Raw genomic sequence first — 17,268 nt, 5'->3', positions numbered from 1 at the left:
GCCGCCGGCCCGCCGTTCCGCGGCCCGTGCCCGCTGATCGGGGCTCCGGTCGGCTCAGGTGTTCAGGCGGTGCTCGAACGCCGTCACGCCGGGGGAGAGGGCGGCGCCGGTCAGCCGGCGGCGGGCGGCCGGATCGCCGTAGAGGGTCCAGCGGAGGAACTCGGTCGTGGTGGCGAGGACCTGGTCGAAGCCCCGACCGCCCGGCGCCAGGTACTCGCCGTGGCCCTGCCCGAGCACGCTCAGGAACGCCGCCGGCCCGGTGGCGCGATCGTAGGCGGCGCGGCCGACCCCCAGCGGCACGATCCGGTCGGCCGTGCCGTGCACGAAGAGCAGCGGCGCGACGGGATCGGCGAGACCGCCGGCCATCCCGCCACCGGCGATGACGATGCCGGCCCGCAGCCGGGCGGAGTGGCCGGAGGCGAACATGCCGGCCGTCGTGAAGCCGCCGGCGGAGTGGCCGGCGGCGGCGAACCGCGCCACGTCCAAATGCCCGGCGAGGGGGTCACCGCGCCGGGTTTCCAGGCGGACGAGGTGCCGGATCACCCGCCACGCGTCGGCCGGCTGGTGCCGGACGTCCGCCCGGCTGAACCGGGCAGTGCCCCGCCGGGTGTGCGGGTACGCCGGGGCGGCCACCACGAAGCCGGCGGCGGCCCAGCGGGTGGTCAGTCCGGCGTGCAGCCCCGGCAGGCTGTGCAGCCCGTGGCTGTAGACGACGACGGGGAACCGCCCGTCGGCGACGCCGGCGCCCTCGGCCGGGTACCAGACGGTCACCGGCAGGGGCCGCGCCGAGCCCGGGTCCAGGGTGAACGTACGCACGCCGACGGCGTACGGGCCCTCGGGCACCGGGCGGACCGGCGGCGGCCCCCCGGTGGCGGCGGTGGCCGGCGCGCAGCCCGCCAGCAGCAGCGCCGCCAGCACCGCGGCGACCAGCCGCTTCACCCCCACGGATCCACGGTAGGTGTCCGGGTGCCCCGGTCGGTCCCGCCGACCGGTCCACGTCCGCGCACCACCCGGCCGGAACACCTCCACCGCCCGGCTCGACCTGTGGGATCCACGCGAGCCGGGAATCCGGTATGTCGACGCGCTTCGCTATGGTCAGCGGCATGCCTGAGAACTACACCGACCCGGCCGGCAACACCGAGGCGTTCCGCGTCTTCGCGAACACGCCCGAGCCGCAGGCACCGACCGCCGCCGGGCGGGCGCCGCTGCTCGTCGGTGCCGCGGTGGCCGCCGTGGTGCTGGTCGTCCTGGCCGCCTGGCTGGCCCTGGGCTGAGCCGGCCGCGCGGGAGCCGTTGAGGGCTCCGGCGTTGCCACACCGCCCCTCGCGGTCTGCCGGTCCGTCCATCGCGCCCGGACACCCTCACGCGCCCGTGCGCGTGTCGGCCGTCAGCGCGAGGCCGCGGCCACCTCGCGGGCCGCGCGGGCGATCTCGCGTTCCTCGTCGGTGCCGATCACGCAGACCGTCACCTCCGCGCCGTCCGGGGAGATGACGCGGTCGCCGCTGCCGGCGTTGCGGGCCGGGTCGACGGCTATCCCCAACCGCTCCAGGCCGGCCAGCGCCGCCGCGCGCACCGGGGCGGCGTGCTCGCCGACGCCCGCGGTGAAGGTGACCGCGTCCACCCGGCCGAGCAGGGCGTAGTACGCCCCGACGTAGGCGGTGATCCGCCGGCAGTACACGTCGAAGGCGAGGGCGGCGGCCGGGTCGCCGTCGGCCCGGCGCGCCAGCACCTCCCGCATGTCATTGGCGCCGGTCAGCCCGAGCAGGCCACTGCGGTGGTTGAGCAGGTCGTCGATCTCGTCGACGCCCATCCCGCCCTCCCGGCGCAGGTGGAAGATGACCGTCGGGTCCAGGTCGCCGCTGCGGGTGCCCATCACCAGGCCTTCGAGCGGGGACATGCCCATGGAGGTGGCCACGCTCCGCCCACCGGCCACCGCGGTGACGCTGGCCCCGTTGCCGAGGTGCAGGGTGATGGTGTTGATCTCCTCGTACGGGCGGCCGAGCAGCTCCGCGGTGCGCCGGGAGACGTACGCGTGCGAGGTGCCGTGGAAGCCGTACCGCCGGACGCCGTACCGCGTGGCCGTCTCCCGGTCGATGGCGTACGTGGCGGCGGCCTCGGGCAGCGTGGTGTGGAAGGCGGTGTCGAACACGGCGACCTGCGGCACGTCGGGCAGTGTCGCCCGGGCGACCTCGATGCCGGTCAGGTTGGCGGGGTTGTGCAGGGGCGCCAGCGGCACCAGGTCCCGGACGGCGGCGAGCACCTCGTCGTCGACCAGGACCGGTTCGCCGAAGCGCCGGCCGCCGTGCACCACGCGGTGCCCGATGGCGGCGAGCCCGGTCAGGTCGAGCCCGTCGAGGATCTGCCGGACCGCCGTCCCGTGGTCGGGCGGGCCGCCGCCGGGCTCGCCGATGCGCTCGACCGTGCCCTTGCCCCGGACCTCGTCGCCGTCGTACAGCCGCCACTTCACCGACGACGACCCGCAGTTCAAAACCAACACCCGGCTCATGACGACTCCCCGGCCTGGATCGCGGTGATCGCGACCGTGTTGACGATGTCGGGGACGGTCGCGCCCCGGGACAGGTCGTTCACCGGCCGGCGCAGGCCCTGCATGACCGGCCCGACCGCCACCGCGCCGGCCGACCGCTGCACCGCCTTGTACGTGTTGTTGCCGGTGTTGAGGTCCGGGAAGATGAAGACCGTCGCCCGGCCGGCCACCGCGCTGCCGGGCAGTTTCGTGGCCGCCACCGCCGGGTCGATCGCCGCGTCGTACTGGATCGGGCCCTCCACCAGCAGGTCCGGTCGCCGTTCCCGCACCAGCAGGGTGGCCGCCGCGACCTTCTCCACGTCCGCCCCGGCGCCGGAGGCGCCGGTGGAGTACGAGAGCATGGCCACCCGCGGCTCGATGCCGAACCGGGCGGCGGTGTCGGCCGACGAGATGGCGATGTCGGCGAGCTGGGCGGCGTCCGGGTCGGGGTTGACCGCGCAGTCGCCGTACACCAGGACGCGGTCGGCGAGCAGCATGAAGAAGACGCTGGACGCGATGGAGACCTCCGGCATGGTCCGGATGATCTCGAAGGCGGGGCGGATGGTGGCGGCGGTGGTGTGGGTGGCGCCGGAGACCATGCCGTCGGCGTGCCCGGTCTGCACCATCATCGTGCCGAAGTAGTTCGGCTGGGCCACGATGTCGTGGGCCAGGTCCAGCGTGACGCCGCGGTGGACGCGCAGCTTCGCGTACGTGGCGGCGAACTCGTCACGCCACTCGCTGGCGACCGGGTCGACCACCCGGGCGCCGGCGATGTCGACGCCCAGTTCCCGGGTGCGCCGGGCGATGTCGTCGGGCCGGCCGAGCAGGGTCAGGTCGGCCACGCCCCGGCGCAGCAGGATCTCGGCCGCCCGCAGGATCCGCTCCTCCGAGCCCTCGGGCAGCACCACGTGCCGGCGCTGCGTCCGGGCGCGGTCGATCAGGTCGTACTCGAACATCAGCGGCGTGACCCGCTCGGAGCGGCTGACCCGCAGCCGGCTGGCCAGGTCGTCGGTGTCCACACAGCGCTCGAAGGCGCCGAGCGCCGCCTCGACCTTGCGCGGGTTGCCGGCGCTGGGCCGGCCCTCGATCCGGCTGGACGCGGCGACCGTGTCGTAGCTGTCGCTGGGCACCGACAGCACCGCGAGCCCCGGTTTCAGCCGCTCGACCAACCGCATCGCGCGCGGGTCCGGCTGCACGCCGAGGGTGAGCACCAGCCCGGACAGCGAGACCTGCCCGGCCACGTGCGCGGCGCTCGTGGCCACCAGGAGGTCGTCCCGGTCGCCGGGCATGATGACGAGTGCGCCCTCGGTGAGGTGGTCGAGCAGGGTCGGCACGTGGGCCGCGCCGACCACGTAGTCGAGCACGTCGCGGCTGAGTGCGGCGTCGTCACCGGCGAGCAGCGTGGCGCCGAGCGCCGCCGCCACCTCGGCCACCGTCGGCGCCGACACGCTCGGCACCTCCGGGATCGCGTACGTGGGGACCGGCAGGTCGGGCAGCGCCATCGGCTCCGGCACCCGGTTGGCGACCACCGCCAGCACCGTCGCGCCGAGGTCCTCCAAGTCGTGGTACGCCCGGCGCGCCGCCGCCGCGATGGCGGCCGGCTCCTGCCCGTACCCGTCGACGACCGGGACGACGACGCTGCCGAAGTCGGTGGCGAGCCGCGCGTTGAAGGCCAGCTCGCGGGGGCCGGCACCGTCGCCGCCGTCCGCGAAGTCGCTGCCCACCACGACCACCGCCGGGCAGCGCCGTTCGACCTCGCGGTAGCGCTCGACGATCCCGGAGATCAGCTGCTCCCGCCGGCCGTCGGCGACCATCGCGGTGGCCTCGGCGTACGTCGCGCCGGCCAGGTCCCCGATCGGCAGCTCGATCCGGTAGCGGTCGGCGAGCAGGGCCAGGATGGGATCCGGGGTGGCGCCGCCGACGAGCGGGCGGAACACCCCGATCCGTTCGACCTGCCGGGACAGCAGTTCCGCCAGGCCGAGGGCGACGGTCGACTTGCCCCCGCCGGACCCCACGCTGGTGACGTACACACTCCGGGCCACGAGATCCACCCTAGGAGATCAGCGTGCCCCCCGCCCGGGTCCTCCGACCCGGGCCGGTCACTCCTCGTCCTCGTCGTCGAGGCGGGCCAGGTACGTGGCCAGGCGCTCGATCGGCGTCTCGAACTCCGGGTTCAGGTCGACGAAGTCGCGCAGACGCTCGGCGAGCCACTCGATGCTGATCTGCTCGTCGCCGCGTCGCTCGACCAGTTCCTCGATCCCACGGTCGGTGAAATACATGTGCGTTCCTCGTCTGTGGTGGCGCGACGGCGGCGGGGCAGGGACCGTCGTCCCTGCCCCGCCGCCGTGCGTGGTGCGTTTACGGGCGGGGGAGGGCCGCCTCGATCAGCGCCTGCTGCTCGACGTCGTGCATCTTGGCCGAGCCGACCGCCGGGGCGGCCGCGGCCGGGCGGGAGATGCGGCGCAGCCGGACACCGTCGAGGTGCTCCAGCATGTTCAGCGCGACGAACGACCAGGCGCCCTGGTTGGCCGGCTCCTCCTGGACCCAGGCGAAGTCCTCCGCGTTCGGGTACGTCGCGAGGGCGGCCCGGATCTCGTCGACCGGGATCGGGTACAGCTGCTCCACCCGGACGATCGCGGTGTCGGTGACACCGCGCTCCTGCCGGGCCTGGAACAGGTCGTAGTAGACCTTGCCCGAGCAGAGCAGCACCCGCTTCACCTGCTCCGGGGCCGGGGCGCCGCCGTCGGGTAGCACCGGCTGGAAGGTGCCGGTGGTGAAGTCCTCGACCTGCGAGATGCAGAGCTTGTGCCGCAGCAGCGACTTCGGCGTGAACACCACCAGCGGCTTGCGCTTCGGCGACAGGGCCTGGCGGCGCAGCAGGTGGAAGTAGTTCGCCGGGGTGGTCGGGATCGCCACGCGCATGTTGTCCTCGGCGCAGAGCTGGAGGAACCGCTCCGGGCGGCCGGAGGTGTGGTCCGGGCCCTGGCCCTCGTGGCCGTGCGGCAGCAACAGGGTGACCGCCGACCGCTGGCCCCACTTCACCTCCCCGGAGGAGATGAACTCGTCGATGACCGATTGGGCGCCGTTGACGAAGTCGCCGAACTGGGCCTCCCAGCAGACCAGCGCGTTGACGTTCTCCACCGAGTAGCCGTACTCGAAGCCCATCGCCGCGTACTCGCTGAGCAGGGAGTCGTGCACGAAGAACCGGGACCGCTCGCCGTCGCCGGTGAGCGACTTCAGCGGCAGGTAGTCGTCGCCGGTCGCCGCGTCGACGACCGAGGCGTGCCGCTGGACGAAGGTGCCGCGGCGCGAGTCCTGGCCGGCGAGCCGGACGGTGACCCCGTCGTGCAGCAGGGAGCCGAAGGCGATGATCTCGCCGAAGCCCCAGTCGATGTTGCCCTCGACGGACATCTTGGCCCGCCGGTCGAGCAGCTGCTGGATCCGCTTGTGCGGGGTGAAGCCCTCCGGCAGGTTGACGTGCGCCTCGCCGATGGCCTTGACGACCGCGGCGTCGGTGGCGGTCTCGACCAGCGGCTCCGGCTCCTCCTCCCGCTTCGGGCGGGAGAGCTGGCGCGGCGTGGTGGCGGCGTCGCGGGTGGCCTTGAAGACCCGCTCCAGCTGCGCCTGGTAGTCGCGCAGCAGCTCCTCCGCGTCCTCCACGGTGATGTCACCCCGCCCGATCAGCTCCTCGGTGTAGAGCTTCCGCACCGAGCGCTTCGAGTCGATGATCTTGTACATCTGGGGGTTGGACATCGACGGGTCGTCGCCCTCGTTGTGCCCGCGCCGCCGGTAGCAGACCAGGTCGATCACGACGTCCTTGTTGAACGCCTGCCGGTACTCGAAGGCGAGCCGGGCGACCCGGACCACGGCCTCCGGGTCGTCACCGTTGACGTGGAAGATCGGCGCCTGGATCATCCGGGCCACGTCGGTGCTGTAGAGGCTGGAGCGGCTGTACTCCGGGGCGGTGGTGAAGCCGACCTGGTTGTTGACCACGACGTGCACCGTGCCGCCGGTGCGGTAGCCGCGCAGCTGGGACAGGTTGAGCGTCTCGGCGACCACGCCCTGGCCGGCGAACGCGGCGTCACCGTGCACCGCCAGCGGCAGCACGGTGTAACCCTCCAGCTTGAGGTCGATCCGGTCCTGCTTGGCCCGGACGATGCCCTCCAGCACCGGGTCGACGGCCTCCAGGTGCGACGGGTTGGCCACCACCGAGACCTTCACCGCGTGGTCGCCGTCCGGCGTGGTGAACTTGCCGTTCTGGCCCAGGTGGTACTTCACGTCGCCGGAGCCCTGCGTGGACCGCGGGTCCAGGTGGCCCTCGAACTCGGAGAAGATCTTCTCGTACGGCTTGCCGACGATGTTGGCCAGCACGTTGAGCCGGCCCCGGTGGGCCATGCCGATGACGACCTCGTCCAGCCCGCCCTCGGCGGAGGCCTCCAGCACCTCACCCAGCAGCGGGATCAGCGACTCGCCGCCCTCCAGCGAGAACCGCTTCTGGCCCACGTACTTGGTCTGGAGGAAGGTCTCGAACGCCTCCGCGGCGTTGAGCCGGTTGAGCACGTGCTTCTGCTCCTCCGGCGACGGCTTCTCGTACCGGCGCTCGACCCGCTCCTGGATCCAGCGCCGCTCCTCCGGGTCCTGGATGTGCATGTACTCGATGCCGACCCGGCGGCAGTACGAGTCGCGCAGCACACCGAGGACCTCGCGCAGCTTCATCCGCTGCTTGCCGGCGAAGCCGTTCACCGGGAAGACCCGGTCCAGGTCCCACAGGGTCAGCCCGTGCTGGAGGACGTCCAGGTCCGGGTGCTTGCGGATCTTGAACTCCAGCGGGTCGGTGTCGGCCATCAGGTGGCCGCGCACCCGGTACGCGTGGATCAGCTCGTGCACCCGCGCGGTCTTGTTGATCTGCCCCTCGCCGTCGACCGCGACGTCGCGCATCCAGCGCACCGGCTCGTAGGGGATGCGCAGCGAGGTGAAGATCTGGTCGTAGAAGCCGTGCTCGCCGAGCAGCAGCTCGTGCATCACCTTCAGGAACTCGCCGGACTGCGCGCCCTGGATGATGCGGTGGTCGTACGTGCTGGTCAGCGTGATGACCTTGCTGACCGCCAGCTCGGCGAGGGTGGCCTCGCTCATGCCCTGGTACGGCGCCGGGTACTCCATCGCGCCGACGCCGATGATCGCGCTCTGCCCGGTCATGAGGCGCGGCATCGAGTGCACGGTGCCGATGCCGCCCGGGTTGGTCAGCGAGATGGTGGTGCCGGAGTAGTCCTCCATGGTCAGCTCGTTCTTCCGAGCCCGCCGGACCACGTCCTCGTACGCCTGCCAGAACTGCCGGAAGTCCATCTGCTCGCAGGCCTTGATGGAGGGCACCACCAGGTTGCGGCTGCCGTCCGGCTTGGTGAGGTCGATGGCGATGCCCAGGTTGACGTGCTCGGGGCGGACCAGCACCGGCTTGCCGTCGACCTCGGCGTACGAGTTGTTCATCTCCGGGTGCGCGACGAGCGCGCGGACCAGCGCGTACCCGATGAGGTGGGTGAAGCTGACCTTGCCACCGCGCCCGCGGGCGAGGTGGTTGTTGATCACGATGCGGTTGTCGACCAGGAGCTTGGCCGGGACGGCTCGCACGCTGGTCGCGGTCGGCACGCTCAGCGACGCGTCCATGTTCTGGACGATCTTGGCGGCGACGCCGCGCAGCGGCGTGGTCTGCGGGCCGGCGGCGGTCGGGACGGCGGCCTTCGCGGCCGGCTTCGCCGGGGCGGCCTTCGCCGGCTTGGCGGCGGCCTTCTCCGCGGCGGGCTTGGCCGGGGCCGGCTTCGCCTCGGCCTCCTTACGCCCGGGCTGCGCCACGGTCGCGGCGGCCTCCTGCTGGCCGGACGGCTCGGGCGCGGCGGCGGGCTTCGGGGCGGGCTGCTCGGCACGCGGCGTCGCGGCGCCCGGTGCGGGCCGGTAGTCCGCGAAGAAGTCGTGCCAGGCCGGGTCGACGCTGGTGGGGTCGGTGAGGTACCGCTGGTACATCTCCTCGACGATCCACTCGTTCGGGCCGAAACCCGCCAGTGGGTTCTCCTGCGAAGTCTGCTGGGTCGACACGGCCGGTAATCGCCTCTTTCACGCGGGTTTGTGTGTCACGCGGTGCGCCCTTTCCTCCGGGCGCGCGGAGTCGGCTCCCAGGCTACGCCGTACGGAACCCGCAGGCATTTCCGCCTCCGCCGCGTGGTCCGTTTCACAGAAGATGCCAGAAGTTCGGTAAACGCTGCGTGTTCCGTCAACTGCTGGTAAGCGCCGGAGTGTCGGGCACGCCCAGTTCGGCGTGTCGCGATGAGTGCGTCCGCCACGCGTGGCGGGGACGGTGCCGTCCCCGCCACGACGTGTGTCAGGAGATGTCGCGCCGACGCACGGTCAGCGTGCCGATCACGCCGGCCACCACCGCGTACCCGACCAGCACCGCGGCGCCCGCCCAGCGCGGCGGGTTCCCCGGGATCTCGGCCCCGGTGACCATCAGGCTGGAGGCGAGGGAGGGCACCAGGAGCTGGAGGTTGTTGATCCAGTCCCCGAAGCGCGCTGCCAGCGTGCTGATGACGATGACCGCGCCGATCGTGCCGCCCAGGTAGAGCAGGATGCCGGTGACGGTGGCCCCGATCTGGCTGCGGATCAGCACCCCGATCCCGACGCCGAGGATCGCCCACAGCAGGTACGCCAGGGCGTTCAGCCCGATCGCCTCCCACGCGGCGCTCCCGTACCGGGCACCCACGCCGACGGACTCCAGGATGGCGGAGCCGACCAGCAGGTTCGCGCCGGTCGTGACCAACCAGAAGATCAGCCCCAAAGCGGCCGTGGCCACCAGCTTGGCCGCCATCACGGCGCTCCGGTGCGGTGTCGTGAGGAACGTGGTGGTGACCGTCTGGTGGAAGAACTCGTTGGTCACCACCAGGATGCCGAGCAGCATCACCATCAGCAGGCCGAAGAACTGGCCGTTGGTGTAGAGGTTCGCGGCCAGATTGTCCGGGAGGGCGACCGCCGCCACGGTGTCGGCCTGGTCCTCCGGCACCTGGCCGAGATTCCCGTTCACCAGCTGGTCCGTCTGGACGTAGTTGAAGAACAGGGTGAGGCCCCACAGCGGCAGGTAGATCAGAGCCAGGATCCACCACATGTTGGTGGTACGGACCTTCGCCAACTCGGCTCGGACGAGGTTCATCGGATGCCCGCCTTTCCGGCCGTCAGCTCCAGGAAGACCCCTTCCAGGTCGGGCCGTTCCGTGGTGAGTTCGTGCAGCTCGACACCGGCGGCCAGGGCCGCCCGGCCCACCGTCGGCGCGTCCACACCGCCGACCAGCAGCGTGCCGTGCTCGTCGACGTCCACCGTGGCGGGCCCGTCCTTCAGCGCGGCGGTCAGCGCGTCGGCCTGCGGCGTGCGGACCCGTACCCGGACGCCGTGCGTCATCGACCCGATCACCTGGTCCACCGGGCCCTGCCGGACGAGCCGGCCGGCCGCGATGATCACCACGTCGTCGGCGAGGAGCTGCATCTCGGACAGTAGGTGGCTGGAGACCAGGACGGTCCGTCCCTGGGCGGCCAGGTTCTTGAGGAACCCGCGCATCCACCGGATGCCCTCCGGGTCGAGGCCGTTCGCCGGCTCGTCCAGGATCAGCACCCGCGGGTCGCCGAGCATCGCGGCGGCGATGCCCAGCCGCTGCTTCATGCCGAGCGAGTAGCCCTTGAACTTGCGCTTGGCGGCCGGCGTCAGCCCGACCAGCGCCAGTGCCTCGTCGGCGCGCGACTTCGGCAGGCCGGCGGCCGCGCAGATCACCCGCAGGTGGTTGATCCCGGTGCGGCCCTTGTGCGCGCTGGACGCCTCCAGCACCGCCCCCACGTGCCGCAGCGGATCGGTCAGGTCGGCGTACCGCCGGCCACCGATGGTCGCCTGGCCACCGGTCGGGGTGACCAGGTTCAGCAGCATGCGGAGCGTGGTCGTCTTGCCGGCGCCGTTCGGGCCGAGGAAGCCGGTGACCCGGCCCGGCTCGACCGTGAACGACAGGTCGTCGACCGCGCGGACGTTGCGGTAGACCTTCGTCAGGCCGGACACCACGATCTGACCGTCGCTGGTGGGGCTTCGCTGCCCGTCAGACATTCTTCTCCGTTTCCTCTCATGAAGCAGCAGTAGGTGCATGATCGGATGTCCTACCTTGCGGTGGGACGGTCCCGGTCTTGTCCGCGGTGGCGGTGCCGGGTAGACGTTTCACGGCCACCAGCCCCGCGGGCGGGGTCTTCCGGTCGGCTCGGCGTCCGTTTAGTGTCTCCGGGCCACTCCCGGCGACGGTGGCCGCCAGGGCGGCCAGGTTGCGTGCGGCGTTGACGTCCCGGTCCAGGACGAGGCCGCAGGTGGTGCAGGTGAAGGTGCGCTCGGACAGGGTCAGCTTGGTTCTCACCGCGCCACATGCCGAGCACGTGTTCGAGGAGGGGCACCAGCGGTCGGCCACCACCAGCCGGCCGCCGTACCAGTCGGTCTTGTAGACGAGTTGTCGGCGGATCTCGGCGAAGCCGGCATCAGTGATCCGCCGGGCCAGCCGGCGGCCGCGCAGCATGCCGGCCACGTTGAGGTCCTCCACCACGATCGTGCCGTAGCCGGTGGCGAGGCGGGTGGTGAGCTTGTGCAGGCCGTCGCGGCGCAGGTTCGCCACCCGGGCATGCGCCCGGCCCAGCGCTGTTCGGGTGCGACACCACCGCTTCGAGGCATCTCGGTGGGCGCGCCGGTCTGGGCCGACCTTGCGGGACAGCGCACGGCTGATCCGGCGAAGCTTGCGCAGGGCGGCATCGAGATGCCGCGGGTTCGGCACCAGCACGCCGGTGGACAGTACGGCCACGTGCATCACCCCAAGGTCCACGCCGACCGTCGCGCACGGACGGGCGGGGGTGCGTCGCGCGCGCTGCACCTCACAGGTGAACGACACGTACCACCGGCGGCCGTCACGACGCACCGTGGCGGACAGGATCCGGGCGGTGCCGGCCTGAAGCCGGCGGGCGAGTTTGCGCGCCGACTCGTGCAGCTTCAACCGGCCCAGCCGGGGCAGCACCACATGCTTTCGATCCGGCTCTACCCGGATGGCCCCGGTGGTGAACCGCACCGCCGGTGTCGACCGGCGGCGCGACTTGAACCGGGGAAAGCCGACCGGCCGGCCGGATCGCTTACCGGAGCGGGAGTCGGCCCAGTTCTTGAGCCCACGGGCGAGGGCGTCGAGGCCAGTGTTGTATGCCTCCTTCGAGTAATCCCGCCACCACGGTGCCGCGTCCTCCTTCGCCGTGTTCCACGCCTGGCGCAGGGCCGGCAGCGTCCATCCAGGAGCCGGGGTGAGCTGATCGTCGCCGATGCCGTAGCTGCGTTCAGCAGCCCGCTGATCCAACACGGCCTTCACCCGGGCCAGCCCCCAGTTGTACGCCACCCGCGCCGCCCCGGCATGACCCAGCACTGCCCGCTCCTGCGCCGGGGACAGGTCCAACGCGAATCGATACGCCTGGACAACGCTCAGCCGATTCGGCTGCCCCATAGTGGGGACACTAACCACCGGGTGGGACATCCACCCCAACCAGCCCCACGCCCCGCATCGCCGCACCGACAGGCACCCGATCGACACCCGCTACCATGCACCACCTACTCCGCAAGCCACTTCCCCAAAGCCAACCCGCATCAACGCCTACTCAACCGGCCACAGCTGACAGCCCTCAGTGGGTGGCGTTAGGGGTATGCCACTGCACAGGGTGAGTGGCCGGCGCAACCGGATCAATCAGGCGTCGTACGTACCTACTCCTCAGCCTCACGCGGGAGGCGCTCCTCCTTGAGAACGACCAGCGCGCTTCCGCCAGGCAACGCGAAAGGCCCTACACCGCGATCCAGGTGGCGCGGGCCCAGGCGAGGAGGGTGCCGTCCGGCGCGTACAGGCTGCTGTGCACCTCGGCCTTCCGGCCCTCGGCGCCCGCCATCATCCCGGTCACCACGCACTCGTCGCCCGGCTCCGGCAGCGCGTCGACCACGGCGGCGATCCGACCCAGCACGTACGGCCGGCCGGGCGCGATCACCGACCAGCCGCCGGGGCAGTCCAGCGCCGCCCAGACGGTCACCGCGTCGACGTCGTCCGGCACGCGGAACGGCGCGGCGGTGCGGCCGTCCGGCAGCGGACCGGGAAAGATCCGCAGGCCGTCGGGCCGCTCCGGGCCGCAGACGAAGCAGCCGGGGAAGGGGTGGTCCACCAGCCCGGGGTACGCGGCCGCGGCGGCACGTGCCGTCGGCAGGTCGACCGCGTCCACCACGGTGCGGAACCCCGGGACCGGGCGGACCTCGGCGACCAGGTGACCGTCCGGGTCGCGGACCTCGTTCCCGTGCCGGGTCAGCGGGGTCTCCAGCGGCGGCGGCCGTCGCAGGGTCACCTCCACCGCGTCGTCGGGCGCCGCGGGCCGGGACTGCGGGGTGTCCAGCGCCGAGGCCGCGAACGTCCCCGCGCTCCACCCGCCGTTGCCCGAGCCGGGCGGGCCGTTGTACCGCGCGCCGATGATCATGTCTGCACCTCCGGTCGGCGGCACCGGCCCCGTCGCCGGCCCGCCCCGGGCAGCCTGCCACGTCCGCCCGGCGGCGCCAGGAGGCGGTGACGGCAGCCGGCCGCCCACCGCCGTTCACCCGATCGACACTCCTCACCACCGTGACCGGCAACCCGGGGCCCCTACACAGGTACGCATGGCCGTTCTGCCCGCCGCTGGCGCACCCCTCACGACCAGCGGGTACACGCTGTCGATCGCCGACGACCCCAGCCAGGTCGCGGCCGCGCAACGCCTCCGACACGAGGTCTTCGCCACCGAGTTGGGCGCCACCCTGCGCCCCGGTGCGGGTGGCCTCGACGTCGACGACTTCGACCCGTACTGCGACCACCTGATCGTGCGGCAGGAGAGCACCGGTGAGGTCGTCGGGACGTACCGGCTGCTGCCACCGGGCCGCACCGACCGCCGGTACGCCGAGGACGAGTTCGACCTGACGCCGCTGGACCCGCTCCGCGACGACCTGGTGGAGGCCGGGCGGTCCTGCGTACACCCGGACCACCGCTCCGGCGCCGTGATCAACCTGATGTGGGCCGGCATCGCCCGCTACCTGCACCTGCGCGGGGTCCGCTGGCTCGGCGGCTGTGCCTCGGTCCCGGTGGCCGACGGGGGACGGGCGGCCGCGGAGGTGTGGGCCCTGGCGCGGACGAAGCACCTGGCTCCGCCGCCGTTGCGGGTCCGCCCGCTGCGCCCCTGGTTCGCCGAGCCCGGCGTGCCCACCGACGCGGTCGGGGTAACGGAGGCGCGGGCACTTGTCCCGCCGCTGCTCCGCGGCTACCTGCGCCTCGGCGCGTGGGTCTGCGGCGAGCCGGCCTACGACCCGGACTTCGGCGTCGCCGACTTCTACGTGCTCTTCTCCCTGGACCGGATGAACCCGCGCTACCTTCGGCACTTCCTGGGCGGGGTGGAGCGGTGACCGCCGTCCCGTACGACCTCTGGCGGCCGACCTCCGGATGCGGCCCGACCTGCCTGCCGGTGCCCGGTGACGCGCCCGAGGTCTCCGCCGCCCGGCGGCTGGGCCGGATGGCCGCCGGACTGGCGGTGCTGCTCGCCGGTGCCGGACTGGCGGTGCTGCTCCCGCTGCTGCCCGTTCGCGAGCGGGAGGCCGCGACCCGCCGCTGGGCGCGGGCCACCGCAGCGGCCCTCGGCGTGCGCCTCGTGGTCCGGGGCCGGCTGCCCCGGCGGCGCGCGCTGCTGGTCGCCAACCACGTGTCGTGGCTGGACATCCTGGCGGTGCTGGCCGTGTCGCCGGCCCGGATGATGGCCAAGAGCGAGGTGCGGACGTGGCCGCTGATCGGCCAGCTCGCCGGCGTCGCCGGGACGGTCTTCGTGGACCGGGCCCGGCCCCGGGACCTGCCGGACACGGTGGCGCGGCTGGCCGCCCTGCTGCGCTCCGGGCGGCCGGCCGCCGTCTTCCCGGAGGGCACCACCTGGTGCGGTGACGCGGGGGACTGCCGGCCGGCCGGCGGGTTCCGGCCGGCGATGTTCCAGGCCGCGATCGACGCGGGTGCCCCGGTGGTGCCGCTGCGGATCGGCTACCGGTGCGCGGCCACCGACACGGCCACCACCGCGGCGGCCTTCCTCGGCGACGAGACCCTGTGGCGGTCGCTGCGGCGGGTGCTCGGCGCCCGCGACCTGGTGGTGACCGTGGCCGTCACGGCGGCCCTGCATCCGGCGGCGGACGCCGACCGGCGGGTGCTGGCGCGGGCCGCCGAGTCGGCGGTGCACCTGGTGCCCGCCCGGGTGCCCCGGACCGCGGCGCTGCACCCGCTGCCGACCCGGCCGGTGGTCGCATCGCGGGAGCTGGACCTGGCGGCCTGACGCTCACAGATTCTTTTCAGCGACCGCCCAGGCATGGCGCAGCCTGAGCGCGGATGATGGGCCACATGGCCGCTACCCAGACCGAGGCGCGACTGCTCGTCGTCGAGGACGACCCCAACATCCTCGAACTGCTCTCCGCCAGCCTGCGGTTCGCGGGCTTCGACGTGGCGACCGCCACCAGCGGCAGCGCCGCGCTGAACGCCGCGAAGGACCACCGCCCCGATCTGGTCGTGCTGGACGTCATGCTGCCCGACCTCGACGGATTCGAGGTCATCCGGATGATGCGCGAGGGCGGCACCCGGACGCCGGTCGTGTTCCTCACCGCGCGGGACGCCACCGACGACAAGATCCGCGGGCTCACCCTGGGCGGCGACGACTACGTCACCAAGCCGTTCAGCCTGGAGGAGCTGACCGCGCGGATCCGTGCCGTGCTGCGGCGTACGAGCACCGGCGAGCAGGCGCCGTCCCGGCTCACCTTCGCCGACCTGGAGCTGGACGAGGAGACCCACGAGGTGTACCGGGCGGGCCAGCGGGTGCAGCTGTCGCCGACCGAGTTCAAGCTGCTGCGCTACCTCATGCTCAACGCCAACCGGGTGCTGTCCAAGGCGCAGATCCTCGACCACGTGTGGAACTACGACTTCCGGGGCGACGACAACATCGTCGAGTCGTACATCTCGTACCTGCGGCGCAAGGTCGACAACACCCAGCCCCGGTTGATCCACACCCTGCGCGGGGTCGGATACGTCCTCCGCAAGCCGGCGGCGTGAACGTCGTCCAGGAGGCGAAGCTCCGGCTCCGCAGCGTCCCGCTCCGCGTCAAGCTGGTCACGGCGGTTCTCGCCCTTGTCGCCCTCGCGCTGTTGGTCATCAGTGCCCTTACCACGTATTTCCTGCGCAGTTACCTGGTCGGCCAGGTCGACGCCGAACTGAAAGGTTCCGCGCGCAACATCCAGGCAGCGGTGATCGAGCAGCAGTCCGGCAAGCTCGGCATCCCGACGGACTACCTGCTGGTAGCCGAAGACTCCCGAACCGGCCAGCTGGTCGCCGTGTTCGATCAGCAACGCTTCTCGACCGCCGACCTGCCGCGTCTGCCCACGCAGGCCGAGGAGTTCGCGCGGCTCGGCGGTGAGCCGCACACCGTCCGGGCACAGAACGGCCACGTGCGCTGGCGCATCCTCTACACCGAGCTTCCCGGCGGCGAATGGGTGGCCATCGGGCAGCACCTGACGGACGTGGACCTGGCCGTCAAGCGGCTGGTCTGGATCGACCTGCTGGTCGGCACCGCCGTGCTGATCCTGCTCGCCTCGATCGGCGCGGCGATCGTGCGGACCAGCTTGAAACCGCTGGTGGAGATCGAGCAGACGGCCGCCGCCATCGCCGGCGGTGACCTGACCCGGCGGGTGCCGGATCCGGAGGCGGGGCAGGAGTGCCCCACCTCGGAACTCGGGCGGCTGTCCCGGGCGCTCAACGCGATGCTCACCCAGATCGAGGCGGCCTTCACCGCCCGCGCCGCGTCGGAGGCGGCCGCCCGGGCCGCCGAGTCCGCCGCCCGGGACGCCGCCGTGAATGCGCAGACGTCCGAGGCCCGGGCCCGTCGCTCCGAGGAGCGGATGCGGCAGTTCGTCGCGGACGCCTCGCACGAGCTGCGCACCCCGCTGACGACGATTCGCGGCTTCGCCGAGCTGTACCGGCAGGGCGCCGTGCGCGCCCCCGAGCAGACCGGCGACCTGCTGCGCCGGATCGAGGACGAGGCGGCCCGGATGGGGCTGCTGGTCGAGGATCTCCTGCTGCTCGCCCGGCTGGACCGGGAGCGTCCGCTCGCGCTGGCCCCGGTCGAGCTGCCGGTGCTGGCGACGGACGCGGTCGAGGCGGCCCGGGCGGTGGCCCCGGACCGCCGGATCGAGCTGGACATCGTCCCGGGCTCGGGACCCCTGGTCGTGTACGGCGACGACGCCCGGCTGCGGCAGGTGATCGGCAACCTGATGACGAACGCCCTGACGCACACCCCGCCGGACGCGTCGGTGACCCTGCGGCTGCGGTCCGAGCCGGGGAACCTCGCGGTCGCGGAGGTCGCCGACACCGGTCCCGGGCTCTCGCCGGAGCGGGCGGAGCGTGTCTTCGAGCGCTTCTACCGGGCGGACGCGGCGCGGACGCGCCGGGCCGGTGGGAACACCGGCACCGGGCTCGGGCTGGCGATCGTCGCCGCCCTGGTGGCCGCCCACCACGGCACGGTCGAGGTGGCCGAGACGCCGGGCGGGGGAGCGACGTTCCGGGTCCGGCTGCCCCTCGTTCCGGACACGGACGGCGACGACGTGTGACTTTCAGCCAACCTTCAGGCTGGTTCCAG

General features: G+C 72.7%; 14 protein-coding genes. 5 read left to right on the top strand and 9 right to left on the bottom strand.

Annotated features, from left to right (window positions below; translation table 11 throughout):
- Positions 1-54: 54 nt before the first annotated feature.
- On the bottom strand, positions 55-945 hold the full coding sequence (locus tag HCJ94_RS09705) for an alpha/beta hydrolase family protein (RefSeq protein WP_168000641.1): 891 nt from the start codon (positions 943-945) through the stop codon (positions 55-57).
- A gap of 158 nt (positions 946-1,103) precedes the next feature.
- On the opposite strand from HCJ94_RS09705, the gene HCJ94_RS09700 reads away from it, so the two are divergent.
- Positions 1,104-1,274, top strand: a complete 171-nt coding sequence (locus HCJ94_RS09700; protein ID WP_168000640.1) for a hypothetical protein — start codon at positions 1,104-1,106, stop codon at positions 1,272-1,274.
- A 113-nt stretch (positions 1,275-1,387) separates the two neighbouring features.
- Here HCJ94_RS09700 and HCJ94_RS09695 read toward each other — a convergent pair whose 3' ends face one another.
- The 8 genes from HCJ94_RS09695 to HCJ94_RS09660 form a co-directional block, all read right to left on the bottom strand.
- Positions 1,388-2,506: an acetate/propionate family kinase gene (locus tag HCJ94_RS09695; protein ID WP_168000639.1), complete on the bottom strand. Its 1,119-nt coding sequence runs from the start codon at positions 2,504-2,506 to the stop codon at positions 1,388-1,390.
- The gene (gene pta, locus HCJ94_RS09690) at positions 2,503-4,575 is read right to left on the bottom strand and encodes a phosphate acetyltransferase (protein ID WP_168000638.1); all 2,073 of its coding nucleotides are present in this window, start codon (positions 4,573-4,575) and stop codon (positions 2,503-2,505) included. Before pta ends, HCJ94_RS09695 begins: the two co-directional genes overlap by 4 nt.
- 48 nt (positions 4,576-4,623) lie before the next feature.
- A complete protein-coding gene (locus HCJ94_RS09685) occupies positions 4,624-4,803 on the bottom strand; it encodes a DUF6104 family protein (protein ID WP_168000637.1) in 180 nt (59 codons plus the stop codon).
- Positions 4,804-4,882: 79 nt separating this feature from the next.
- Positions 4,883-8,611: a multifunctional oxoglutarate decarboxylase/oxoglutarate dehydrogenase thiamine pyrophosphate-binding subunit/dihydrolipoyllysine-residue succinyltransferase subunit gene (locus tag HCJ94_RS09680; RefSeq protein WP_168000636.1), complete on the bottom strand. Its 3,729-nt coding sequence runs from the start codon at positions 8,609-8,611 to the stop codon at positions 4,883-4,885.
- A gap of 283 nt (positions 8,612-8,894) precedes the next feature.
- Positions 8,895-9,716: a DUF2705 family protein gene (locus tag HCJ94_RS09675; RefSeq protein ID WP_168000635.1), complete on the bottom strand. Its 822-nt coding sequence runs from the start codon at positions 9,714-9,716 to the stop codon at positions 8,895-8,897.
- Positions 9,713-10,648 (bottom strand): ABC transporter ATP-binding protein, encoded by a 936-nt coding sequence (locus HCJ94_RS09670; RefSeq protein WP_168000634.1) that lies wholly within the window; start codon positions 10,646-10,648, stop codon positions 9,713-9,715. The genes HCJ94_RS09675 and HCJ94_RS09670 overlap by 4 nt, the downstream gene beginning before the upstream one ends.
- Before the next feature lie 16 nt (positions 10,649-10,664).
- Positions 10,665-12,062, bottom strand: coding sequence for an IS607 family element RNA-guided endonuclease TnpB (gene tnpB / locus HCJ94_RS09665; RefSeq protein ID WP_205800959.1), 1,398 nt, complete (start codon positions 12,060-12,062; stop codon positions 10,665-10,667).
- Positions 12,063-12,393: 331 nt separating this feature from the next.
- Positions 12,394-13,068, bottom strand: a complete 675-nt coding sequence (locus HCJ94_RS09660; protein ID WP_168000633.1) for a hypothetical protein — start codon at positions 13,066-13,068, stop codon at positions 12,394-12,396.
- 175 nt (positions 13,069-13,243) lie between these two features.
- Between HCJ94_RS09660 and HCJ94_RS09655 the strand changes: the two genes are divergently transcribed.
- The 4 genes from HCJ94_RS09655 (at position 13,244) to HCJ94_RS09640 (ending at position 17,239) form a co-directional block, all read left to right on the top strand.
- Positions 13,244-14,017, top strand: a complete 774-nt coding sequence (locus HCJ94_RS09655; RefSeq protein ID WP_168000632.1) for a GNAT family N-acetyltransferase — start codon at positions 13,244-13,246, stop codon at positions 14,015-14,017.
- Positions 14,014-14,922, top strand: a complete 909-nt coding sequence (locus HCJ94_RS09650) for a lysophospholipid acyltransferase family protein (protein ID WP_168000631.1) — start codon at positions 14,014-14,016, stop codon at positions 14,920-14,922. The genes HCJ94_RS09655 and HCJ94_RS09650 overlap by 4 nt, the downstream gene beginning before the upstream one ends.
- 65 nt (positions 14,923-14,987) lie before the next feature.
- Positions 14,988-15,689, top strand: a complete 702-nt coding sequence (locus tag HCJ94_RS09645) for a response regulator transcription factor (protein WP_130320204.1) — start codon at positions 14,988-14,990, stop codon at positions 15,687-15,689.
- Entirely contained in the window at positions 15,686-17,239 is a 1,554-nt protein-coding gene (locus tag HCJ94_RS09640) for a sensor histidine kinase (RefSeq protein ID WP_168000630.1), read from the top strand. The genes HCJ94_RS09645 and HCJ94_RS09640 overlap by 4 nt, the downstream gene beginning before the upstream one ends.
- The last annotated feature ends 29 nt before the right edge of the window (positions 17,240-17,268 follow it).

This window comes from Micromonospora thermarum, assembly GCF_012034245.1.
Classification (GTDB): Bacteria; Actinomycetota; Actinomycetes; order Mycobacteriales; family Micromonosporaceae; genus Micromonospora; species Micromonospora thermarum.
Note: the sequence above shows the minus strand (reverse complement) of the source record. Positions and strands in the feature narration are given on the sequence as shown.